The 20,784-nt window shown below is 62.2% G+C and carries 22 protein-coding genes and 1 pseudogene; 6 read left to right on the forward strand and 17 right to left on the reverse strand.

Translation table 11 applies throughout. The features are described 5' to 3' along the window. Positions 1-10 precede the first annotated feature (10 nt). Together AC1DPX_RS32220 and AC1DPX_RS32225 are read left to right on the forward strand one after the other, a co-directional pair. Positions 11-421: a phasin family protein gene (locus AC1DPX_RS32220; RefSeq protein WP_477241871.1), complete on the forward strand. Its 411-nt coding sequence runs from the start codon at positions 11-13 to the stop codon at positions 419-421. 142 nt (positions 422-563) lie between these two features. After that, complete coding sequence (locus tag AC1DPX_RS32225; protein ID WP_477241873.1) at positions 564-869, forward strand: c-type cytochrome; 306 nt, start codon at positions 564-566, stop codon at positions 867-869. 76 nt (positions 870-945) lie between these two features. Here the strand turns inward: AC1DPX_RS32225 and arcC are convergent, their stop codons facing one another. The 6 genes from arcC to AC1DPX_RS32255 all read right to left on the reverse strand — a co-directional run bounded on the left by arcC (position 946) and on the right by AC1DPX_RS32255 (position 6,693). Then, positions 946-1,851, reverse strand: coding sequence for a carbamate kinase (arcC, locus tag AC1DPX_RS32230; protein ID WP_477241875.1), 906 nt, complete (start codon positions 1,849-1,851; stop codon positions 946-948). Between the two features lies 1 nt (position 1,852). After that, a complete protein-coding gene (gene argF, locus AC1DPX_RS32235) occupies positions 1,853-2,854 on the reverse strand; it encodes an ornithine carbamoyltransferase (RefSeq protein ID WP_477241877.1) in 1,002 nt (333 codons plus the stop codon). 17 nt (positions 2,855-2,871) lie between these two features. Then, on the reverse strand, positions 2,872-4,086 hold the full coding sequence (locus AC1DPX_RS32240) for an arginine deiminase (protein WP_202356053.1): 1,215 nt from the start codon (positions 4,084-4,086) through the stop codon (positions 2,872-2,874). A 13-nt stretch (positions 4,087-4,099) separates the two neighbouring features. Continuing rightward, positions 4,100-5,566 (reverse strand): arginine-ornithine antiporter, encoded by a 1,467-nt coding sequence (gene arcD, locus AC1DPX_RS32245; protein ID WP_477241879.1) that lies wholly within the window; start codon positions 5,564-5,566, stop codon positions 4,100-4,102. A gap of 274 nt (positions 5,567-5,840) precedes the next feature. Further along, positions 5,841-6,437 carry a cytochrome b/b6 domain-containing protein gene (locus tag AC1DPX_RS32250; protein ID WP_477241881.1) on the reverse strand — a complete coding sequence of 199 codons (597 nt, stop codon included), beginning with the start codon at positions 6,435-6,437 and terminating at the stop codon, positions 5,841-5,843. Further along, positions 6,415-6,693, reverse strand: coding sequence for a PepSY domain-containing protein (locus AC1DPX_RS32255; protein ID WP_056587822.1), 279 nt, complete (start codon positions 6,691-6,693; stop codon positions 6,415-6,417). Before AC1DPX_RS32255 ends, AC1DPX_RS32250 begins: the two co-directional genes overlap by 23 nt. Positions 6,694-6,948: 255 nt before the next feature. On the opposite strand from AC1DPX_RS32255, the gene AC1DPX_RS32260 reads away from it, so the two are divergent. Then, positions 6,949-7,446, forward strand: coding sequence for a cupredoxin domain-containing protein (locus tag AC1DPX_RS32260; protein ID WP_202356051.1), 498 nt, complete (start codon positions 6,949-6,951; stop codon positions 7,444-7,446). Positions 7,447-7,527: 81 nt separating this feature from the next. Here the strand turns inward: AC1DPX_RS32260 and AC1DPX_RS32265 are convergent, their stop codons facing one another. The 5 genes from AC1DPX_RS32265 to AC1DPX_RS32285 form a co-directional block, all read right to left on the reverse strand. Continuing rightward, the gene (locus tag AC1DPX_RS32265; RefSeq protein ID WP_477241883.1) at positions 7,528-8,121 is read right to left on the reverse strand and encodes an NAD(P)H-dependent oxidoreductase; all 594 of its coding nucleotides are present in this window, start codon (positions 8,119-8,121) and stop codon (positions 7,528-7,530) included. A gap of 33 nt (positions 8,122-8,154) precedes the next feature. Beyond that, positions 8,155-8,541 carry a hypothetical protein gene (locus AC1DPX_RS32270; RefSeq protein WP_202356049.1) on the reverse strand — a complete coding sequence of 129 codons (387 nt, stop codon included), beginning with the start codon at positions 8,539-8,541 and terminating at the stop codon, positions 8,155-8,157. 88 nt (positions 8,542-8,629) lie between these two features. After that, a complete protein-coding gene (locus AC1DPX_RS32275) occupies positions 8,630-9,880 on the reverse strand; it encodes an MgtC/SapB family protein (protein ID WP_477241885.1) in 1,251 nt (416 codons plus the stop codon). A gap of 14 nt (positions 9,881-9,894) precedes the next feature. Continuing rightward, a complete protein-coding gene (gene trxC, locus AC1DPX_RS32280) occupies positions 9,895-10,344 on the reverse strand; it encodes a thioredoxin TrxC (protein ID WP_202356047.1) in 450 nt (149 codons plus the stop codon). A 27-nt stretch (positions 10,345-10,371) separates the two neighbouring features. After that, positions 10,372-12,225, reverse strand: a complete 1,854-nt coding sequence (locus tag AC1DPX_RS32285) for a heavy metal translocating P-type ATPase (protein WP_477241901.1) — start codon at positions 12,223-12,225, stop codon at positions 10,372-10,374. A gap of 164 nt (positions 12,226-12,389) precedes the next feature. Here AC1DPX_RS32285 and AC1DPX_RS32290 point away from each other — a divergent pair, with 164 nt between their 5' ends. Then, positions 12,390-15,071 carry a bifunctional acetate--CoA ligase family protein/GNAT family N-acetyltransferase gene (locus AC1DPX_RS32290; RefSeq protein ID WP_477241887.1) on the forward strand — a complete coding sequence of 894 codons (2,682 nt, stop codon included), beginning with the start codon at positions 12,390-12,392 and terminating at the stop codon, positions 15,069-15,071. 172 nt (positions 15,072-15,243) lie between these two features. After that, positions 15,244-15,738: a cytochrome b gene (locus AC1DPX_RS32295; protein WP_202356045.1), complete on the forward strand. Its 495-nt coding sequence runs from the start codon at positions 15,244-15,246 to the stop codon at positions 15,736-15,738. On the opposite strand, the gene AC1DPX_RS32300 is transcribed toward AC1DPX_RS32295, so the two are convergent. Continuing rightward, entirely contained in the window at positions 15,697-17,310 is a 1,614-nt protein-coding gene (locus AC1DPX_RS32300) for a bifunctional aminoglycoside phosphotransferase/ATP-binding protein (RefSeq protein ID WP_477241889.1), read from the reverse strand. The genes AC1DPX_RS32295 and AC1DPX_RS32300 overlap by 42 nt on opposite strands. A gap of 40 nt (positions 17,311-17,350) precedes the next feature. Beyond that, a complete protein-coding gene (locus AC1DPX_RS32305; RefSeq protein ID WP_202356043.1) occupies positions 17,351-17,749 on the reverse strand; it encodes a c-type cytochrome in 399 nt (132 codons plus the stop codon). Positions 17,750-17,924: 175 nt separating this feature from the next. Here AC1DPX_RS32305 and AC1DPX_RS32310 point away from each other — a divergent pair, with 175 nt between their 5' ends. Continuing rightward, on the forward strand, positions 17,925-18,761 hold the full coding sequence (locus tag AC1DPX_RS32310) for a universal stress protein (RefSeq protein WP_202356042.1): 837 nt from the start codon (positions 17,925-17,927) through the stop codon (positions 18,759-18,761). Positions 18,762-18,840: 79 nt separating this feature from the next. On the opposite strand, the gene AC1DPX_RS32315 is transcribed toward AC1DPX_RS32310, so the two are convergent. The 4 genes and pseudogenes from AC1DPX_RS32315 to AC1DPX_RS32330 all read right to left on the reverse strand — a co-directional run. Then, positions 18,841-19,287: a pyridoxamine 5'-phosphate oxidase family protein gene (locus AC1DPX_RS32315; RefSeq protein ID WP_202356041.1), complete on the reverse strand. Its 447-nt coding sequence runs from the start codon at positions 19,285-19,287 to the stop codon at positions 18,841-18,843. Then, entirely contained in the window at positions 19,287-19,967 is a 681-nt protein-coding gene (locus AC1DPX_RS32320) for a phosphoribosyltransferase (protein ID WP_477241891.1), read from the reverse strand. The genes AC1DPX_RS32315 and AC1DPX_RS32320 overlap by 1 nt, the downstream gene beginning before the upstream one ends. Before the next feature lie 30 nt (positions 19,968-19,997). Then, positions 19,998-20,489 (reverse strand): DUF2267 domain-containing protein, encoded by a 492-nt coding sequence (locus AC1DPX_RS32325; RefSeq protein ID WP_477241893.1) that lies wholly within the window; start codon positions 20,487-20,489, stop codon positions 19,998-20,000. A gap of 77 nt (positions 20,490-20,566) precedes the next feature. Next, positions 20,567-20,784 (reverse strand): annotated as a pseudogene (locus AC1DPX_RS32330) (5-aminolevulinate synthase); the annotation flags it as partial.

Here is a 20,784-nt window from a genome sequence, read left to right on the forward strand (position 1 = left end):
AGGTTTTGATATGACGACTCGCGGTCTGCAGGATGCCGACGCAGTTTTGGGTGAAGCGTTGCGCGCGCCGGAGCTTCTTCCGTTCATGAAGGCCGGGCAAAAGGTTTTGCAAATGAACGCCGCCCTGCAGGCGCAGGCGGCGGGGGCCTTGATCAGTTGCCAGATCGAAGGTCTTTTTTTCTTCAACCGTCGGTTTGAAGCCGGCCTGAACCTGGTCGAGACTCTGATCGCCCGCGACGATCTTGCCGATGCGTTCGACATCGTCGGCAACTTTGTCCAGAACTCTGCCGCCTCCTACGCGAATGAAATCGGCAAGGTCGCCTCGATCGGCGCCAGGTTTGCCGCGCAAGCGGCCGGCCAAATGCGCAAGGAGGCACGCAACACCGTCGAGGATATGGCTGCCGCGACCGCTGCCGCCTGAGGTGCCTGGCTCTGCGAAACACCCTGCCAACGAGACGGCACCGGCTTGCGCCCGTGCCGGATTTGAGCCAGATCAAGGCGGGTATTCGCAGCTCGTCTATCCCAAGATAATGAAACCTCGATGCGTAGCTGGGAGCTCTCTTTTGCTTGGACTTGCACTTCTTTGTGCGAGGCCGGCATGGGCAGCTGACGATACGCAGGCCGCTCGCGGCAAGAGGCTTGTCGAGGCGAACTGTTCGCGGTGCCATGCCGTCGGCTTGAATGGCRAGAGCACCCATCCCGATGCGCCGCCCTTCCGCACTTTGTCGAGCCGCTATCCGATTGAAGATCTGGAAGAAGCGCTCGGCGAGGGGATTTCCACTGGCCACCCTGACATGCCGGAATTCGTCGCCACGCCCAGTCAGATCGACGCCATCGTATCCTACATCAAGAGCTTGAATCGCAGGTGAGACCTGTCCTGCGCCTATGGTCGACAGGCCGCGCCGCTGCGCCTTCGCGTCTGGGGACCGAGAGATCGACAGCGGCTTATGCGTGGAAGCAAGTGCCTTGCCGGCCTTTGACGATCTCGACCGCGTCCTCGAGCCGGCCGATCGCTGCCGGATTGCCGGTTGCATCGACGAATTCGATCGCGGCATCGATCTTGGGTCCCATTGACCCAGCCGCATAATCGCGCCCGGATATCTCTGTTGCCCTGACACGACGCAGGGCACGCGCACCGGCTGTGCCGTAGCCAACATAGACCGCATCGACGTCGGTCAGCATCAGCAGCATGTCGGCTGTCAGCTGCCGCGCCAGTAGCGAGCTCGCCAGATCCTTGTCGATGACGGCCTCAACGCCACCCAGACTGCCATCGTCACGCGCCACCACAGGAACGCCGCCACCGCCGGTGCAGATCACGGTCACATTGTGATCGACCAGGTAGGCGATGACCGCCGCTTCGAGAATCTCCAGCGGGCGTGGGGAGGGCACGACCCTGCGCCATTTGTCGCCGTCCGGGGCAATCGCCCAGCCGCGCGAGGTAGCGAGGCGTCGCGCCGTGTCCTCATCGTAGACCGGCCCAATCGGCTTTGTGGGATGCGTAAAACCAGGATCCGTCGGGTCGACCTTGACCTGGGTGAGCAGTGTCGCGAACAGTCTGTGCTTAATGAGGTTGCCGAGCTCCTGTTCGATCATGTAACCGATCATGCCGGCGCTCTCGGCGCCGAGCACGTCGAGCGGGAAGGCGCTGCCGTCAGGGCCTGCCGCCGACTGGAGTGCGAGCAGCCCGACCTGGGGCCCATTGCCATGCGTGATGACGATAGAATGGCCCTCGCCGATCAAAGCCGCCAGCGCCGATGCCGCACGCCTGACATTGTCACGCTGATTGTCTGCGGTCATCGGCTCGCCGCGCCGCAACAGCGCGTTTCCGCCAAGGGCAACCACGATGCGCATCTCAGGTGCCGATCGTGGCGACGAGCAGGGCTTTGATCGTGTGCATGCGGTTCTCAGCCTGATCAAAAACGATCGAGGCCGACGACTCGAAGACCTCGTCGGTCACTTCCATGCAGTCGATGCCATACTCCTTGGCGATGAAGGCGCCGATTTCTGTTTCGGTGTCATGAAACGCCGGCAGGCAGTGCATGAATTTGGCGTGGGTGTTGCCCGTCGCTGCCATGACTGCGCCCGTGACCCGGTATGGCGTCAACAGGCGGATGCGTTCCGCCCAGCCGGATTTGTCCTCGCCCATCGACATCCATACATCGGTGTAGACGAAGTCGGCGTCCTGGACGCAGCTCGCCACGTCTTCATCCAGCCTGAATCGGCCGCCGCTTTGTACTGCGAGCTCCCTGACATGGGCGCAGAACGCTTCGTCGGGCCAAAGGTCCCTTGGCGAGGCAATGCGCATATCCATGCCGACCTTGGCTGCACCCAGCGCCAATGACAGCGCGACATTGTCGCGGCCCTCGCCGACAAAGGCGACGGTCATGTCCGACAGATGCTTGTGCGTGAATTCGCGCATCGTCATGAAGTCGGCAAGGATCTGCGTTGGATGCGCCTCGTCGGTAAGGCCGTTGTAAACCGGCACACCTGCATGCGCGGCAAGCAGTTCGGCCTGGTGCTGGCCAAAACCGCGATATTCGATCGCGTCATACATGCGGCCCAGCACCCGCGCTGTATCTTTCATGGATTCCTTGTGGCCGATATGGCTGCCGCTCGGGCCAAAATATGTGACGTGGGCGCCCTGGTCATAGGCTGCCACCTCAAATCCCGTCCGGGTGCGTGTCGAATCCTTTTCGAAGATGAGCGCAATGTTCTTTCTGACAAGACGCGGGATCTCATGTCCGGCTACCTTGGCCGCCTTGAGGTCAGCCGCCAGCCTCAGAAGAAACCGAATCTCATCTGCGGTCAGATCGTCCAGCGTCAAGACGGAGCGGCCGTGAAGATTGATCGACATCGGAGAATCCTTTCTGGTCAGATCGGGTCGCGCGCCATGGGACAGGTCATGCAGTGGCCGCCGCCGCGACCGCGGCTGAGTTCGGCCCCCTCGACGGTGATCACTTCGATGCCGGCGCGGCGCAGAAGCGTGTTGGTGTAGACGTTGCGGTCGTATCCGATCACGACGCCGGGCTCGACCGCGACGACATTGTTTCCATCGTCCCATTGCTCGCGCTCGGCCTCGTAGCGGTCGCCGCCCGTGGCGATGATGCGTAGTGTCTTCAGCCCAAGGGCCTCGGCGACTACCGTCGTGAAGGGCTTTGTCTCATCGATGACCTCGACAGCCGCCTCTGCATCGCCCGGCCGCAGTGAGAAGGTGCGCAACCGGTCGACCACCGGCGGATACAGGGTGACAAGGTCGCGGTCGCAGAAGGTGAAGACAGTGTCGAGATGCATGAAGCTGCGGTCGCGGGGCATCAAGGCGGCAATCACGCGCGTGGCTTCGCCGGCAGCAAACAGGTTGCGCGCGAGATCGCCTACCGCTTGCGGTGTGGTGCGCTCGCCCATGCCGACGAGAACTGTTCCGCCCCCGATCGGCATGACGTCACCGCCTTCCAGGCTGGTGCCGGAGCCCAGGTCTGGCGACACGAAAGGTATGCCGCTGTCGCGGAAGCGGGGATGGAACCGGTAGACGGCTTCGACATTGGCCGCTTCCGGGCGCCGCGCGGGCCAGTACATGGGATTGACCGAGACCGAGCCGTAGATCCAGCAGGAGCTGTCGCGTGTGAACAGCTGGTTTGGCAGCGGCGGCAGTACGAAATCCTGGGGGGCGAGCGTCCTTCCGGTCAGCCCTTTGGGCTCGAAAGGAAGCTCCGCCCGGGCAATGCCCCCGACAAGGTAAGACGACAGTTGCTCCGGCGGCATCTCGTTGAGCCATCCGCGCAACTCGTCGACCATGTCGAGTCCGACGACGCCTGGATGGACCCGGCGGTCAAGAAGCCAGTCGCGGGCCCTGGCCAGGCTCATTGTCTGGGCCAGGAGTTCCCCGAAGGCATGCACCAGCACGCCGCGTTCGCGCAGCGCATCGACGAAGACATCGTGTTCCTGGCGAGCCCGCTTGACCCATAGCACGTCGTCGAAGAGCAGCGCCTTGCAGTTTTCCGGTGTCAGCCTGCGCAGGCTCAGATCTGGGCGATGGACCATCACCTCGCGCAGACGGCCGACTTCGGAATGGACACCCAGCTTCGTCATCGAGCCAATCCCTTCAAAGTGGGCTGACGGCGCCGGTCCACATCTCGTAGACGGCGAGGATGGCGACCGCGATGAGGGTTCCGGCGAGGGCGGCCTCGGCGGTATGGAACACGCGCTGCTTGTTTTCGCGACGGGCCCAGATGAAGAAGATGATCCCCGGCGCATAGAGGATCGCGCACATGAACAGGTATGCGGGTCCCGCCGCATAGACGAGCCACAGCCCGTAAACCGTTGCCAGCAATCCCGCAAAAAGCGGACCGGCGCGGCCCTCGCCAGGTTTGTAGCTCTCGCCGGTCAGCGCGAGCTTGGCCGCGTAAGCTCCAGAAAAGATGTAAGGAACCAGAATGGCGGCCGACGCGATATAGAACAGCGCCTGATAGGTGCTTTGCGCGAACAAAGTGATCACCAGGAAAGCCTGGACGAGCAAGTTGGTGATCAGGAGCGAGGTCGACGGCACGCCGCGTTCGCTTTCGTGGCCGAAGAACTTCGGCATTGTCCCGTCCTTGGCGGCGACATGCGGAATTTCGGCCGCAAGCAGCGTCCAGCTCAGGAAGGCGCCGACCACGGATACGACGAGCGCGATGTTGATGAGGATGGCGCCCCAGGGGCCGACAACGGCCTCCAGAACACCGGCCATTGAAGGGTTCTTCAATGTCGCAAGTTCGGGTTGGCTCAGTATGCCGAGCGACAGCAACGACACCAGGGCATAGAGCGCGAGGCAGGTGAAGAAGCCGAGAACTGTCGCCGTGGCGATGTCCTTGCGGTGCTCCGCCCGGCCGGAAAAGACGCTGGCGCCCTCAATTCCGATGAACACCCAGAGCGTCACCAGCATCGTGCTCTTCACCTGCGAGGTGATCGAGCCAAGACTGGCGTTGCCGAGACCGGTGAAGTCGAGCGACCAGACCTGCAGTTTGAAGGCGACGGCAACAACCCCGACGAACAGGACGATCGGAGCAATCTTTGCAACCGTGACGATGAGGTTCACAACGGCGGCCTGCCGGATGCCGGCCAGGATCAAGACATGGATCAGCCACAGCAGGATCGATGCGCCAAGCACCGCCTGCCAGGTGTTCCCATCGCCGAAGGCCGGAAAGAAGTAGGACAGGGCGCTGAACACGATCACCGCGTAGGAGACGTTGCCGACCCAGGCGCTGATCCAGTAGCCCCAGGCGCTGTTGAAGCCGATAAAGGGGCCGAAGCCGGCCTTGGCGTAGGCATAGGGCCCGGCATCGAGATCGGGCTTGCGCGTCGCAAGCGATTGATAGACGAAGACCAGGGCCAGCATGCCGACCGCAGTGATCGCCCAGCCAATCAGGATGGCGAGGGGACCAGCACCAGCAGCCATGTTCTGCGGCAGGCTGAACACACCGGAGCCTACCATGGAACCGATCACCAATGCGGTCAGGGACCCCAATCGAAGTTTCGTTGGCTCCGCGGTCGCGACTTTCGCAGCAGGGATGTTGAAATCAGCCGTAGTCATGATGCTCTCCCCAATTTGAAGGCTCTGATGGGAGGCAATAGACAGGAAGATAGGCCCGGCAGCTTTGATGCGGGTCAATAAGTGGTTGTTGAATAAAAAGAGTGGCGCTGGGTGTTCCGGCTTCTGGGTCGACGCACCAATGCCGGCTCTTATCTTGTCCGCGCCGCCCTTGTCGCATCGCGCGCTTCCAGGGCCATGTTGAACAAGGAGCGACCGACTTGCGCCCCCCGAAATTAGCCAGGGCGCAAATCGGATTTGGTCGGTTAATAGGTCGTCAGGCGATGTCCGCCGGCTCGGCTTTGCGTTTTCGCCCGGTGATCATCGCCCATACCAGGTTTTCGCGATGGCGAAAGCTTGCCAGCGCGACGCCGCCTATATGGAAAAGGACGAGCACAAGTAGGGCGTGCGCGCTCAGGCTGTGCGCCGTTTCGACCCATGACACGCCGAAATAGGCGTCCGTTGTCATCAGCCAACCGGTCAATGCGGTTGACCCCATCGCCGCGATCAGCACGACCACCATTGCGCCGCCGGCCGGGTTGTGGCCGATGTAGCGGGCTTCGCGACCGCTCAGTATTGCCGAGAAATAGCGTAGCACCGTCGCCGGGTCGCGCACGAATTGAGAGAACCGTGCATAGGGCGTGCCCAGAACGCCCCATAGGAGCCGCATTGCGACCAGCGCGGCAGCGGTGTAGCCGGCCCAATGGTGAATGTCCTCGGAGGAATGGGAGGTGAGCCAGGCCGTGACGAAGCTGAGCACAAGCGCCCAGTGGAAACTCCGCACGGCCCGGTCCCAGACGCGCACCATCTGCGGCGATGGTTGCGCGTCCGCGGCTATGGAAACGTTTCGATCAGTTTTCGCCGGCTTCGGCATTGTCGAGCTTTTCAAGGGTCTCGGCATTGTAGGCCAGGTTCACCTTCTTGCCGGCCTTGTCGACCGCGTAGACTTCGTAACAACCCTTCTCGACCTTGATCTGGCGGACGGTGAGCCCTTCGCCGGTCAATTGCGCCTCGAGCGTTGCTTTGGGCTTGAACTGTGATTTCGGGGCGGTGCTGCAGCTGCCGCCGGCGGCGAGCGCTGGTCCTGCAATCATGCCAGCGAGAGCGGCGAGGACGAGTGTGCGATACATAATGGCTCCATTCGGGATTGGGCGCCGATCTTGCGCCTGCGGGTGGGATTTCGATCGGTCCTGTCAGACGGCGATTTCACCGTCATCGGTCGAAATAACCCGTTCAACCTGACAACTGGCTGACAGCTGGGTCGGCGCCGCCGATCGGGCTCGCACCGATCGGTTTGATCTGGCGCAAGGACGGCGGGTGATGCCGCAAGCAGGATGACGCCAGGATGTAGAGCGCTTCTGCTGCCATCCTGAAAGAGGATCACGATGAAAACCATGTCGAGGAGAGCAGCGCTCGGGCTCGCGGCGGCGATGCTCATGGCCGGCAGTGCCGGCGCCGTCCAGGCTGCTTCGCTTGTCCAAATCTCGCTGTGGGACAAGGGCGCGAGTACGGAGATGCCGATGGGGCTCGCCTATGCAACGCCAGGCTTCGATCTCGCCAAGGCGACCATGGGGATCAAGGCTTTGCCAGGTGCGGTAAAGGCCGGAGAGGTCACATTCAATGTGAAGAATGACTCCAAGGACACCATCCACGAAATGATCGTGATGTACCTTGCCGATCCCGGCAAGCCGCTTCCGTACGTTGAGGCCGAGAACCGGGTCGACGAAGACAAGGCGGGCGACAAGGGCGAGGTTTCGGAACTTGATCCTGGCAAATCAGGCACATTGACCGTCGAATTGAAGGCCGGAAAATACCTGCTTATCTGCAACGTACCGGGTCACTATGGAGCCGGCATGTGGACCGAATTCACCGTTGATCCATAGGCCCAGAACCCAGGCAGTCCTTTCGACGAAACGAGATGCTTAACAAGGCTAGGCCGCTGCCGCGACGACGACCGCCAAGCGTTACCTGGCCCGCTCTCCCAGTGCACGCATTTGCCGGATCCATTTCGTTCGGGTCGCATCGCTTGCACCGGCGGCCATGCCGAACAAGGTCTCGCGCACGGGACTGATGCCGACAAAATGCAGAATGCTGCGCCGCATACCGGCGATGCCGTGGCCAAGGAACCAAAGCCGGTAAAGGGTGGAGGGCATGCCCATCGTCACCACGACGCGCGCGGAGCCGCCGCGAAGCAGTGTCTTGGTGAAACCGCCGCCCTTGTCCGGATAAGCGAAAGCCGTTCCCGGCCGCATGACCTGTTCGAGGAAAGCCTTGAGCAATGCCGGCATCGTGCCCAGCCACAGCGGGAAGACAAAGACGATGTGCTCGGCCCACACGATCGCCTCCGCGGCCTCTTTCAGTTCGTCAGGAACTTTGCCGTGTTCAAACTGCTGCATTGTCCGCAGCATGGGAAAATCGATCGCCGCCAGATCGACTCTGCGCACCGTGTGACCAGCCTCTTCCGCGCCTTCGCCATAGGCCTTGGCAAGACCGCGGCAGAGCCGGTCCGGGGACGGGTCGGGATGGCCGACCACAATCAGGATACGCCGCGTCGACATGGTCTCTTCCCAAGGGCCGGTAGTGGTGCAGCGTCAGGGGCGCTCGACCCTTGCCACCTGGTAGGTGTGCATGGCGCCGTTGCGTTCGATCGAGACGTACTCACCGGTCACGAATCTCTCGTCGCCGAGATGGAAGCCGATTTCGTCGTCGCGGTCGCCGTCAGCATAGTCGAAAAACCACTGGCCGCCGGGCTTGCGCCTCAGCCGTCCGATCAGATCCTCCTCGCCGGTGCGGAAGCGGCGCACACGGCAGGAAGCCCGGTGCGACCTCCATTCCTCGGCATCGATCTTGCCTTCGCCGGTCAAGGGAGCGAGCACGTCATAGCCCTCTTCGCGATCGCCTCCCGGGTGGCCTTTTTCGCGGGCCAGCAACAGCCGGACGTGGCGGAATTTCGGGGTGAGATCCTGCGGACTGGTCATGGGCGTACACTCCTTTGTGGAGTATCTTAGCGTGGCTGCGGCGGCTGACCTTGATCCGTGTCAAAGATCGCTCGAAATCTCGCGCTCTTCAGAAGCCGGTCAACAACATGGCGCCGATGCCGATAGTCGCGGCGACGAGGGTTGCCGCGGCCAATGGCAGCCAGAAGCTGACCGGACCGGCAGAAATTGCGAGCAGCAAACGGCCAATTGCATTTGCCGCCAACGCCGCGAGTACCGCTTGGCCTACCGTCTCCACGGGCACCGAATGCCTGATCAGCCGCAACGCACCGAGCACCGAGACGTCGACATCGAACGTGCCTGCCAGCGCCGAGGTTGCCAGCAGGCCGCGTCCGCCGAATTGCGTGGCCAGACCAGCGCTCGCGGTCGCGACAAAAGCGAAGAGCAGGGCGAACAGCAGCAGCGGACCCAATTCGAATGGATTGCGCGCGACAGCGCCACTTTCGCCATCGCCATTGCCGCGAGACAGCATCAATGCCCCGCAGGCGGCGAAGGCCAGCGCCGCGGCAATCGCCGGAACGCCGACCGGCGCGAACACGCTTGGCTCGATGATCAGAATCACCACGCAGACGCGGAGCACCGAAACCATCGCAGCCAGCGAAGCTGCCCCTGCGAGCGGCAGTGGGTTGCTCGCCGAGACGGCGTTGCGGGCAAGCGCCAAGGTGACGGCAGTGGAAGAGACGATCGCGCCGGCGAGCGAACTGACCAGCAGGCCACGCGTCGTTCCCAGGATGCGAACAGCGACATACCCGGCAAAAGAGATCGAGGCCATCAGCACCGTCAGGAACCAGACTTCCCATGGATTGAAACCGCCCCACGGGTCCAGTGTCCGGTTTGGCAGCAAGGGCAAGACGATCGCGGTCATTACCGCCAGGATCAGTGCTGAGCGGAGCTCGACCCAGGTCAGTCGCTTCAACAGACCGTGCAGGAGCTCACGGCTGGCCAGGAGTGCCGCCAATGCCGCCCCACCGGCTGCGGCGGCACGATAATCGCCGGCGACAGAGAGCGCGCCAAGCGCGAAAACGCCAAGGCCCGCGATCACGCTCGTGACGCTGAAATCCTCGTCGTGGGCAGCTTCTCGCGCCTTGTACCAGGCGAAAATTGCCGCAAAAGCGATGAACCCGCCGACCAGTACCGACACCGCGCCGAGCGCATTGGCGAGTGCGGCGAGAACGCCGCCGAGCAGGCCCGATATGCCGAATGTGCGAATTCCGGCCGTGCGACTGCGATCAGGCGCATCGCGCTCCTGCCAGCCACGTTCCAGGCCGACGAGGAGACCTATCGCCAGCGCCAGTCCAAGCCGGGAAATGAGCGGATCCATTGGCGTGCGGACTGTCAGGCGGCAACTGTCGGCAGGCGGTCGCGAACCCACCTGACGATCTGGCCTGCCGTCATTGCGCCCGATATGCGCGCGACTTCGCGCCCGCCATGAAACATAATCATCGTCGGGATGCCGCGAATGCCGAGCCTTGCCGCGACGGCCTGCTCATTGTCGGAATTGAGCTTTATCAAGCGGACATGCGGCTCCAACTCGCTCGCAGCCGCCTCATATGCCGGTGCCATCGCCTTGCAGGGGCCGCACCAGGGTGCCCAGATGTCGACGACAACGGGGATGCTGCTGCGCGCAACCTGATGGTCGAACGACGTCGCGTCAACGTCCAGCGGGTGACCCGAAAACAGTCTGCTTGCGCACTTTCCGCATTTTGCCTCCCGCGCGTTGCGGGCGGGTGGCAAGCGGTTGACGCCGCCGCATTCGCAGCAAACCACCAAATTTTGCTCTGCCATGGCCAGTCACCAACTTTCGGTCACATACTATGCGCGCCGGAGACGTCCGTCGCCAAGAGTGCGCAGCGCGTTGACGATAACCGCCACGTCGATGCCTTCCTGAAGCAATGCGCCTGCTACCGGCGTGATCTGCCCCATGGCAGCCGCAAGCATGGCCAGGGCCGACAGCGCCAGCCCGACGACGATGCTCTGCAGGGCGATCGCGCGCGTCCGCTGGGCAATCCGCACGGCGTCGGCGACGGGCGCCAGCCGGCCGGCGAGAACGATGACATCGGCGGCCTCGGAAGAGGCCGTCGCTCCACGTTCGCCCATGGCGATACCGACCGTAGCGGCCGCCAGCGCCGGGGCATCGTTGATGCCGTCGCCGACCATCATTGTCGGTCCCAAGGCTTTCTCGGCTTCGACCGTCGCCACCTTATCCGCGGGAACGGCATCAGCGACGACAACATCCAGGTCCAGCCTGGAAGAAATACGATTTGCTGCCGTACTGTCATCGCCCGTCAGCATGACCATACGCCTGATGCCGGCCGAGCGCAGACTGACAAGCGTCTCTTGTGCATCGGCGCGCACGGCATCGCCGAAGGTAAAAACGCCTGCAAGCTGGTTGTCGAGTGAAACAAAGACCCTCAGCACCGCTTCGGTCCGGTAGCGGTCCTCACCGCCTTTCGCCCAGCCGGGCAACGGTTTTTCGGCGAGTACGAGAGCCCGAGACCCCGCCGCGATCGACGTATCGTCGACACAGCCCTTCAGTCCGGCTCCGCGATGCTCGCGGACATCGCGCGGATGAGAAAGGATCAACTGCCGGCCGTGCGCCGCCCGGATGATCGAGTCGGCAAGCACATGGTGCGAGGCTTGTTCCAGCGATGCCAACCGCTGCAGCAGATGGTCCGAGTCACAGCCGGGTGCCGCTTCGATCTCGAGGAGTTCCGCGCCGCCGATGGTCAAGGTGCCGGTCTTGTCGAAGATCGCGGTTCGGACTTGTGCAAGCGCTTCCAGAGCCGCGCTGCCTTTCATGAGGATGCCGGCACGTGCTGCGCGCGACACACCGCCGATAAAGGCCACGGGCGCGGCGAGGATGAGCGGACAGGGCGTGGCGACGACCAACACCGCAAGCGCTCTGATTGGGTCGCCGGAAACATACCAGGCCGCGCCGGAAACCAGCAACGTGACCGGCAGAAGGAACAGGGCAAAGCGGTCGGCCATGCGAATGAACGGGGATTTAGCGGTCTGCGCTGCAGCGACCATGCGCACGATCGCGGCATAGGTGCTTTGTTCCGCGACGGCAGAGGCCCGCATGCTGAAGGTCTCGCCGGCATTGACGGTGCCGCTGCGCAGCACATCCCCTGCGCTGCGCCGTTCTGGCAGCGGCTCTCCTGTGACGGCCGACTCGTCGAGTGAGCCCGAAGCATCAAGCAAAATGCCGTCGACAGGGAGCAGTTCGCCTGCGCGAACCAAAAGCACATCGCCGACAGCAACCTCTTCGACGGCGATGGTCTCGGCCCCTGGCGTTGAGGTCCGGTGAGCGACACGCGGCGACCGGTCGGTGAGTGCCTTGAGGTTCCGCTCCGCGCGGCCGCGCGCAAAATCCTCGAGCACGGTGCCTCCGGCATACATGATGGCGACCACCACTGCAGCCAACGGTTGGCCAAGAAGCAGCGCGGCCGACATCGACACCAGCGCAATCGCGTCGACACCGAAGCGGCCGATCCAGAAATCACGCAGAATGGAGATGGCGAGAGCCGCTACCACGGGCAAAGTCGCTATCGTCCAGATCGTGTCGGCCTCAAGAGGACCGAGCCCGGTTCGCCAGACGCCGGTGCCGAGGGCGAGACCCAGGATGGCAATGATCAGCAATGCGCGTCGCAGGGTGGACTCGTTCATGCGATGCTTCCCGATTTTGAACGCTGCTCGCCAATTTCGCAGGCGCCGACGAGCGCGTGCAATGTGCGCAATGTGTAATCCGATTATGCCGGGAGGCTTTGATCCAACGCAACGAACCGGCGAGCGCGACAGGCGATTGTCGCAACGAACAGGAGATACAAGAGGTGACGATCCGAAACCTCGAACATGCATTCGCCCCAAAGTCGGTTGCCGTCGTCGGGGCATCGGGGCGCGACGGCTCTGTCGGACGCGTCGTTTTCGAGAACATCGTGACCGGCGGCTTCGAGGGCGAGATATGGCCAGTGAACCCAAAATACTCGCAAGTCGCCGGTCGGCGCTGTTATGCCAGGGCTGCCGATCTGCCTGAGGTACCGGACCTCGGCGTCATCGTGACGCCGCCTGAGACGGTTCCCGGCATCGTGCGCGACCTTTCAGCGAAGGGTACGCGCGCAGCTGTTGTCATCACCGCTGGGCTCACACGTCAAAACGGCTTGCGTCAGGCGATGCTCGATGCCGCCAAGCCCGATCTGTTCCGCATTATCGGGCCGAACACGGTCGGGCTGATGATACCGCCCTTGAAACTCAATGCCGGGTTTGCGCACATGGCCGCCAGGCCGGGCAACATCGCACTGCTGTCGCAATCCGGTGCCATCGCCACGTCGCTGATCGATTGGGCCGCCGACAACAATGTCGGCTTCTCGCAGATCGTTTCTCTCGGCGACATGGCGGATGTCGACGTGGGCGATTGCCTCGACATGCTGGCGGGTGACATGCACACACGCGCCATCGTGATGTATCTGGAAACCATTCCCAATCCGCGCAAGTTCATCTCGGCAGCCCGCGCGGCGGCACGGGTCAAGCCGGTCATCGCGATCAAATCGGGCCGGCACGAGCAATCGGCCAAAGCGGCCGCGACACATACCGGCGCGCTATCGGGGGCCGATCGTGTCGTCGACGCGGCGTTGCTGCGCGCGGGCGTCTTGCGCGTCAATGGGCTTGCCGAGCTGTTCGATGCCGCCGAAACGATCGCCCGTTTCACTCCCCTCAAGCAGGCCCGCGTCGGCATTGTCACCAATGGCGGCGGGGCAGGGGTCTTGGCCATCGATCGGCTCATCGACTTGAAAGGCGAATTGGCCGCGCTTTCCCCTGCCACCATGGAACGGCTGAACGCCGCTTTGCCGCCGACATGGTCGCACGCCAATCCGGTCGACATCATCGGTGACGCCCCGCCGCAACGCTACGCCACCGCCGTTGGAGCCGTCGCGGCCGATCCCGGAACGGACGTCGTCCTGGTGATGAATTGCCCAACGGGGCTCGGCTCGCCGCTGGCCGCGGCAAGTGCGGTGGCAGAACTCGCAAGAGACGGGATGATCGGCGGCAAACCGGTCCTGACCTGCTGGCTCGGGGAACACACGGCGCGCTCAGGGCGGCAAATCCTGCACCAGGCTGGCATAGCGAGTTTCGAGACGCCCGCTGACGCGGCAACGGCCGTCTCCTACCTCAGTGAATGGTCGCGTGCCCAGCGGGCATTGATGCGTACCCCTTCAAGCCGCAGCGAGGACGTCGCGGTCGATCGGGAAGCCTTGCTTTCCATATTCAGGCAGGTCGCGCGGGAAGGGCGGCGAATGCTGACCGAGCCCGAAGCCAAGGCGGCGATTTCCGCCTACGGAATCCCGGTCCCCGAGACGATCGTCGCCAGATCTCCTGAGGAAGCGAAAGCGGCGGCCGGCCGGCTCCTCGAGACGTCCGAGCAGGTTGTGGTCAAGCTGTTGTCCAAGGTAATCTCGCACAAGTCGGATATTGGCGGGGTGGTGCTCAACATTGCTTCTGCCGCTGCCGCCGGTGAGGCTGCGCGCGCCATCGAGGCGCGCGTGCGCAAGCACTCACCGCAAGCCGATATTCAAGGCTATGCCGTTCAGCCGATGGTCGTGCGCAAACAGGCGCAGGAGCTCATCCTCGGGATGAAACGGGATAAGATCTTCGGGCCGGTCATCCTGTTTGGCGCCGGCGGCGTCGCGGTCGAGGTGATGGACGACACGGCGATCGCGCTGCCGCCGCTTGACGACGTTCTTGGCGGGGATCTGATCGGGCAAACCCGGATAGGCCGACTGCTCGACGGCTTTCGCGATCGCGCGGCGGCGGATCGACAGGCGATCATCGCGGCGCTCAACGGGCTGTCGCAGATGGTTGTCGACTTTCCGTGCCTCGTTTCAATGGATATCAATCCGCTGCTGGCGGACGCCGCTGGGGTGATTGCGCTCGATGCCCGCATCGAGATCGAGCCTGAACGCTTGGAGGAGCCTGGACCCAATCCCGCACTTGCCATCAGGCCCTATCCATCGGGTTGGGAGAAGGAGTTTTCGACAGGTGGTGCGCACTATCGCATCCGGCCAATCAAGCCGGCCGATATCGCGCTCTATCCCGAATTCCTTGCCAGGATTTCGCCAGACGATCTGCGCCTGCGTTTCCTGTCGCCGCGCAAGCGCTTTTCCGACCAGGCATTGAAGCGCTTCACCCAGCTCGACTACGACCGCAACATGGCGTTCGTCGCTCTGGAAGCAAGCACCGGCGCTTTGGCGGGTATCAGCCGGCTCGCCTGCGATCCTGACCACTCCGTCGCCGAATATGCCTTGCTGGTGCGCACGGATCTGCAGGGTCACGGCCTAGGCTGGGAATTGCTCAGGCAGATCGTCGACTATGCAAAGGCCGATGGCATTGGCCGGATCGAGGGCATCATGCTCGGTGAAAATGCCAAGATGCTCGCGATGTGCCGCGAGGCCGGGTTCTCAATCGTCCATCACCCCAGCGAAACCGGCTTGTCGATTGCGACGTTGGATGTCCGGTGACGAAGCGACACGACGCGTCTTTGCGACGGCAAGGTGTCCACGCACCAAGTCCATCATACCAAAGTGTAAGCTCTCCGCCACAATTCCGGGAGGATTCTGGCGAATTTCGGCCAATCTTCAGCGGTCTTTTCAATGCCATCGCAGTGTGTTTTCAAATCCGAGGGAGAAAGAAGTGCATAAAACTATACAGGGATACTCAATTTATCAGATCGCTCTGCACTGGATTATTGCGCTGCTCGTCTTATTCCAGGTTTTCTACGGCGAGACCATGACCATCGTCGTCGATGCTGCCGGCGAAGGCCAAACCGTATCGGCAAGCGATCAGCTGTTGGCGTCGGCCCATTACTGGGTAGGCATTGCGATAATTGGCTTCGTTCTGCTGCGCCTGATCCTGAGGCTTTTCCACGGTGCGCCAGCGCCGGCGGGCGACAATCCGCGCTGGATGCAACTCGCGGCCCATGCATCACACGGCTTGTTCTACCTCCTGCTGCTGGCGACGCCGATCGTGGGCTTGCTTGCCTTCTACCTCGGCGATCCGTGGGGCGACATCCATTCGCTGAACAAGCCCGCTTTCATCATCCTCATCGGCATCCATGCCGTCGCCGCCCTGTATCATCAATTCTGGCTACGGGACGGGACGCTGAGGCGTATGATCTCTCCTGCTTAATAAAGACGGTGCGGATGGAAGTGACCCTTCGCCTGCAGAGACTCCAGTCGTGGCCGCAGGGAAACTCTGCATCTGCGCCGCGATTTCAGCGACGCTCCGGTCGGCCTCGATCCTCAACCAGTTCAAAGCGCCGACACTGCGCTGCATTTGCTGAGAGAGGATGTCGACCGTGGCATCGGACGGCCCACCCGTGCGCTCCTGGACGCGGCGCCAAAGCACAAGCGGATCGGCCGCCAGCCAAAATCCGGCAAAAGGGATACCCCTTTCAGCGGCGACGCGTTCGATCCTGTGGCGATCAACCGGCCTGTCGAAGACGGCATCGGCAACAACCGATCCGCCTTGTGAAAGAATAAGGTCCGCACGCCAGGCAATCTGGCGATAGACCCGTTCGGACACGGCTGGCCGATAAGCCTTGCCTGGCAGTTTGGTCTCGGCGGCCACACCGTGCATCGCCTTGCGTATGCGATCGCTCTCGACAATCCGGGCGCCAGGTGGTGCACCGACATGGGCGGCGAGCGCTTCCGCAACCGTCGTCTTGCCAGAGCCGCTGAGGCCGCCGATGGCAACAAGTCTGGACGGTGTTTGACGGAGAAATGTCTGGGCAAGGTCGAAATAGGATCTCGCCTCGGCGGTCAGCTTGTCGGAATCGGCACTGCCTTCCTCTACTTGCGTCGCGGTGACGTGGGCGCGCACGGCAGCCCGCACGGCCATGAAAAAGGGCAGTAGGATGAAACCGTCTTCGTCGTCGGCTTCGTCAAGATAACGGTTCATGACCAGATTGGCGAGCTGCGGAAAACCACGATGCCATAGGTCCATCAACAGGAAGGCAAGGTCGTACAGAACGTCGATATTCGCGATCTGGTCATTGAATTCGATGCAGTCGAAGAGGCGAGGCGCGCCTTCGAGGAGGCAGATGTTGCGCAGGTGCAGATCGCCATGGCACCGGCGGATCTTCCCCGCGGTCTCCCGGTGGTCGAGTAACCCGGAATGCCGGGCAAGCGCAGTGCGGAAGGCCCTGGCAAACGTCTCGATCTCTGGCTTTGTAAATACGTGGCTGGTGCCAAAGCCGGCTTCGTTGATGTCGAGAACGCCCGTCAGATTGAACGAGCCGGTGCCATTGTGGATCGTCGGCGCGGCGCGGTGGTAGCCCACGATCATGCGTGCGACCGCGGTCATCAGCGCCGGCGTCAGTTCGCCGGCACTTGCCATGCGGTCGAGAAGCTTGGCCTGATCGAACCGGACCATCTCAATCGCCGCATCGACCATTTGCCCCGGACCGTCAAAAGCCAGTTTGCCGTCGGCCTCCTGCGTGATGTGCCGCACACCCAGGTAGAGACCCGGCGCGGTCTTCGCGTTGAGTTCCACCTCCTTCTCGCAGGCGGCCAGCCTAAGGGTAGGCGACGAGAAATCGACATAGGGCAGCTTGACCGCGCGTTTCATCTTGAAGGCGCGTTCGCCGATCAGAAAAATACGGGAGATATGGGTTTCGATCGCCTCGACGGGTCCGGTCGCGCCATATGAGGCGGGATCAAGCAGAAACGAGGCAGCAGCTTGCTGGTCGTCAACGATCATCGCCGGCCTCCTTGATGTGTCTTGTTCGCGCCATCCGCGCTCATTGCTGCAGCGTCTCGACATAACCGGCCAGATCATGAATCCGCTCCCTGGTGACGATTTCGCCGGCGTTCGGGCCATATCTCTTCACGTCGCCGGGCAGGAACTGGCTGCCCCACACCGGCATGTCGCGCTCGCCATGCGCCGGCACCGTGCCGCGGCCGTCGATCACGGCAAAAACGCGCCAATACGGAAACTCGCCGCCATTCCGTCTGGAGAGGCGCGTCAGATCGCTCGGCCGCTTCAACAACTCGTCGCCCAACGGGCCATCGCCCTTGCCTTCGGGGCCATGGCAGACGGCGCATGAGTTCATGTATTCCGCCTTGCCATTGCCGAGTTCCTGGGCGACAGCCGCGTTGAAGGCCAAGCTTGCGAGTGCCGACACGACCAGGAACCTCATCAACGTTTCCTCGATTGATCGACTGAACTCTACTGCGCTGGTCTGCCCGCACGTTGATGCGGATCAAATGCAGCGCCAGTCACGGCGTTTGACTGAGCGCAATGAAACCACGTCGCATCGTTGCTAGTGACTGACATCACGACTGAACCTTCACCCGAAATGAGGAGTTGCCGCTGTGACTTTCAGAACGCTGCTTACGGTTACCGGACCGAACCAGGGCAAGGGCGATCTCAAGCTCGCCGCTGAGCTGTCTGAGCAGATCGATGCGCACCTTTCCGTGCTCGTTCTCGAGCTTGCCGCCCCTCCATCGGGCGGTGAGTATGCTGCTGTTGTCTCACCAGCTTGGCTCGAGGAACGTCAGGCCGAACTCAGAAGGTTGGAGAAACGAATTTCTGATGTCGCCGAGTTTCTCTCCAAGAGCGCCCTATCGGCCGATATGTGCGACGACTACCCCGACACAGGATGGGCGGACGACGTCATCGGAAGGCGTGCCCGCTACGCCGATCTGACCATTATCGGGCCGGGTCTGCGGGCAAGCCCTGCGCTGAGGGACAAAGTCATTCAGGGCGCTCTGTTCTCGTCGGGAAAACCCATTCTGCTCGTCCCCGAGGGCTCGCGCCCGACGCTGAAGCCGAAACGCATCCTTGTTGCATGGGACGCTCGCCTTGAGTCATCGCGCGCCGTTCGCGAGGCGCTCGACATGCTGAAAGGCGCAGAACAGGTTCACCTCGTCATGGTCGACCCGATCGAGGACGAATTCCATCATGGTGCGGAGCCGGGAGCTGACGCCGCGACTTATCTTGCCCGGCATGGTGTGAAGGTCGTTGTCGAACGGCTCTCAAGCTCGAGCCATTCGGTCGCCGACGTGCTTCGCCAGCATGCCGGTGACGTTGCGGCTGAACTGATGGTGATGGGCGCCTATGGTCATTCCCGCTTGCGCGAGCGCATGTTCGGCGGTGTCACCAAGTCGATGCTTGAGCGTCAATCGCTGCCGGTCTTGATGGCGCGATAGCAAATCAACGGGAGGAGAAAGGGCCAGTGCACATCGTGCGCCGGCCCTTTTTCATTTCTCGCAAGACTTGATGGGATGACTACTCGCTCGCCTCTCGTCCGGATACCTGCTGGATCAGGATCCGAAAGAAAACGTGCGGTGCACTGTCGGCTGTGGGAGGAACGATGGGCTTGAGCGCGCCAGGTTCCCACCAGTCGGAGTGCTTGCTCAAGACCGACCAGGCATGATCTCGCTCAAGCTTGTGGCCGATCCGGTCAGGCAGTTCTTCGTATCGGCCATCAACCACGACGCTTCTCCATCCTCGCCCTTGGCCGTGTTCGTCAACCTGGACGGACACCAGCGGATTGGCCCGCATCCATTCGATCTTTTTTCCCGGCATTGAAAACGCGTAAAGATGAGCATCCGAATGAGCGTAATAGAGGGGTACCACGTATGGTTGCCCGTCCTTTGCGCATGCGAGGCGGCCAACACGATTGGCTGTCAGCAGTTTGGTACACTCCAAGGCAGAAAGCGTGCGGATCAGCATCAGTGCGATCTCCTGTTTTTCTCGGCTTTTGAACTGTGGCCGGCAACGTGCCGCTGGCTGGTCTTGTAGCGCTGGGCAGCCTCATCCATGGCGCAGACAACGTCGTTGTCAGAAAGCTGCGGGAACCGCAGATAGTGGTGCCCCAAGGCGCGAAACTGTCCTGGTTGGCTAAGGCAGACCACACGGTCCGCTTCCTGTGCCAGTTCGTAGAGTGTCTGCTGTGGTGAGACAGGAATTGCCACGATGATCTCCCGTGGTGACCGACGCTTGAGGGCGCGGATCGCGATTTTCATGGTCGTACCGGTCGCGGCCCCGTCATCGACGATGATCGCGGTCTTTCCCGCGATCGAGATTGGTCTGGTCTTGCCTCGATAGGCAACGCGCCGGCGTTCGAGTTCTGGACGCTCGTTTGCAATCAGGACACGGAGTTCGCCTTCGTCGAGCGAGTAGGTCTCGACAATTTCCCGGTTCAACACGACCTCCCCAGGGTCGCCATCGACGATTGCGGCAACAGCCAACTCGGGATTGCCGGGCGCGCCGACCTTACGGACGATAAGTACGTCAAGAGGCGCATTGAGAGCCTTGGCCACTTCCGCCGCGACAGGCACGCCGCCACGCGGCAACGCCAGCACAACAGGCTGATGCAGTTGAAGGTTTCCCAGCTCAACGCCGAGCTTCATTCCAGCCTCTTGACGGTCGCGGAACATCGCTCAATCCACTGGCCACAGTTTTCGCAGCGATTTCTTCATCGAGTTTCTGACCTGCACGATCTCGCCATGCGAAATATGGCGGTCCAGAAGCTTGAACACCGCGTTGATAGCGAGGTCGAAATCTATCTCCTCATCATAGCCGAAACTGTTTCTGACGCTGAGGACAAAGTCGCGCTTCTTGTGCTCTCGGGCCGGCGCCGATGGGTTCCAACCTTCGAAATAGATGCCGCGTACCAAGACAGGCAATTGCGCCGCGAGATCGGCCATTTCCGCTTGCGATAGCCAGTCCCGCAGCGTGTGCAGAACGGATCTCAGGAGGCGGCACGCGCTCGGTTCGCTCCAGCACAGGTCCTTGGCAAGTTCCTTGACCCATTGCTGCGCCTGCTGGCCGGCGTGCGTGAAGTCGGCGAAGGACGTGTGAGAACAATGACCCATGGCGGTGCTCCTCGGAGATCTGATATCCATTCTTGGGCGCCGGGAAGCGTTGAGCATTGAGCCGGATCAAATTCCTCCGAAGAACGTTCCAATTCCCTCGCCTCTGCCAGGCTGCGGAAGCATCGGGGTCGGTTTCAGCCGCCTGCTTTCGCCACCAGGAGCGGAACGATCCGATCGCTCTTGGCCACGGCGGGCCGTCCTGCGGAGCCGTAGGGGATGCCGAGCGCATCCCAGGTCTCGACCAGCGCGTCCTGCAGTCCCGCGATCAGCGTGTCGGAATGGAATGGCGTCGGCGTGATGCGCAGGCGCTCGGTGCCGCGCGGCACGGTCGGGTAGTTGATCGGCTGGATGT

The sequence above is a fragment of the Mesorhizobium sp. 01N446 genome (genome assembly GCF_056399285.1).

Excerpts from the sequence above, each read along its gene's own strand:
- arcD (WP_477241879.1), bottom strand. The coding sequence starts at position 5,566 with ATGACTACGGCTGATTTCAACATCCCTGCTGCGAAAGTCGCGACCGCG.
- AC1DPX_RS32260 (WP_202356051.1), top strand. The coding sequence starts at position 6,949 with ATGAAAACCATGTCGAGGAGAGCAGCGCTCGGGCTCGCGGCGGCGATG.
- AC1DPX_RS32220 (WP_477241871.1), top strand. The coding sequence starts at position 11 with ATGACGACTCGCGGTCTGCAGGATGCCGACGCAGTTTTGGGTGAAGCG.
- AC1DPX_RS32270 (WP_202356049.1), bottom strand. The coding sequence starts at position 8,541 with ATGACCAGTCCGCAGGATCTCACCCCGAAATTCCGCCACGTCCGGCTG.
- AC1DPX_RS32265 (WP_477241883.1), bottom strand. The coding sequence starts at position 8,121 with ATGTCGACGCGGCGTATCCTGATTGTGGTCGGCCATCCCGACCCGTCC.
- AC1DPX_RS32315 (WP_202356041.1), bottom strand. The coding sequence starts at position 19,287 with ATGCTGATCCGCACGCTTTCTGCCTTGGAGTGTACCAAACTGCTGACA.
- trxC (WP_202356047.1), bottom strand. The coding sequence starts at position 10,344 with ATGGCAGAGCAAAATTTGGTGGTTTGCTGCGAATGCGGCGGCGTCAAC.
- AC1DPX_RS32320 (WP_477241891.1), bottom strand. The coding sequence starts at position 19,967 with ATGAAGCTCGGCGTTGAGCTGGGAAACCTTCAACTGCATCAGCCTGTT.
- AC1DPX_RS32300 (WP_477241889.1), bottom strand. The coding sequence starts at position 17,310 with ATGATCGTTGACGACCAGCAAGCTGCTGCCTCGTTTCTGCTTGATCCC.
- AC1DPX_RS32275 (WP_477241885.1), bottom strand. The coding sequence starts at position 9,880 with ATGGATCCGCTCATTTCCCGGCTTGGACTGGCGCTGGCGATAGGTCTC.
- AC1DPX_RS32325 (WP_477241893.1), bottom strand. The coding sequence starts at position 20,489 with ATGCTCAACGCTTCCCGGCGCCCAAGAATGGATATCAGATCTCCGAGG.
- AC1DPX_RS32240 (WP_202356053.1), bottom strand. The coding sequence starts at position 4,086 with ATGACGAAGCTGGGTGTCCATTCCGAAGTCGGCCGTCTGCGCGAGGTG.
- AC1DPX_RS32285 (WP_477241901.1), bottom strand. The coding sequence starts at position 12,225 with ATGAACGAGTCCACCCTGCGACGCGCATTGCTGATCATTGCCATCCTG.
- AC1DPX_RS32250 (WP_477241881.1), bottom strand. The coding sequence starts at position 6,437 with ATGCCGAAGCCGGCGAAAACTGATCGAAACGTTTCCATAGCCGCGGAC.
- AC1DPX_RS32305 (WP_202356043.1), bottom strand. The coding sequence starts at position 17,749 with ATGAGGTTCCTGGTCGTGTCGGCACTCGCAAGCTTGGCCTTCAACGCG.
- arcC (WP_477241875.1), bottom strand. The coding sequence starts at position 1,851 with ATGCGCATCGTGGTTGCCCTTGGCGGAAACGCGCTGTTGCGGCGCGGC.
- AC1DPX_RS32255 (WP_056587822.1), bottom strand. The coding sequence starts at position 6,693 with ATGTATCGCACACTCGTCCTCGCCGCTCTCGCTGGCATGATTGCAGGA.
- argF (WP_477241877.1), bottom strand. The coding sequence starts at position 2,854 with ATGTCGATCAATCTTCACGGCCGCTCCGTCTTGACGCTGGACGATCTG.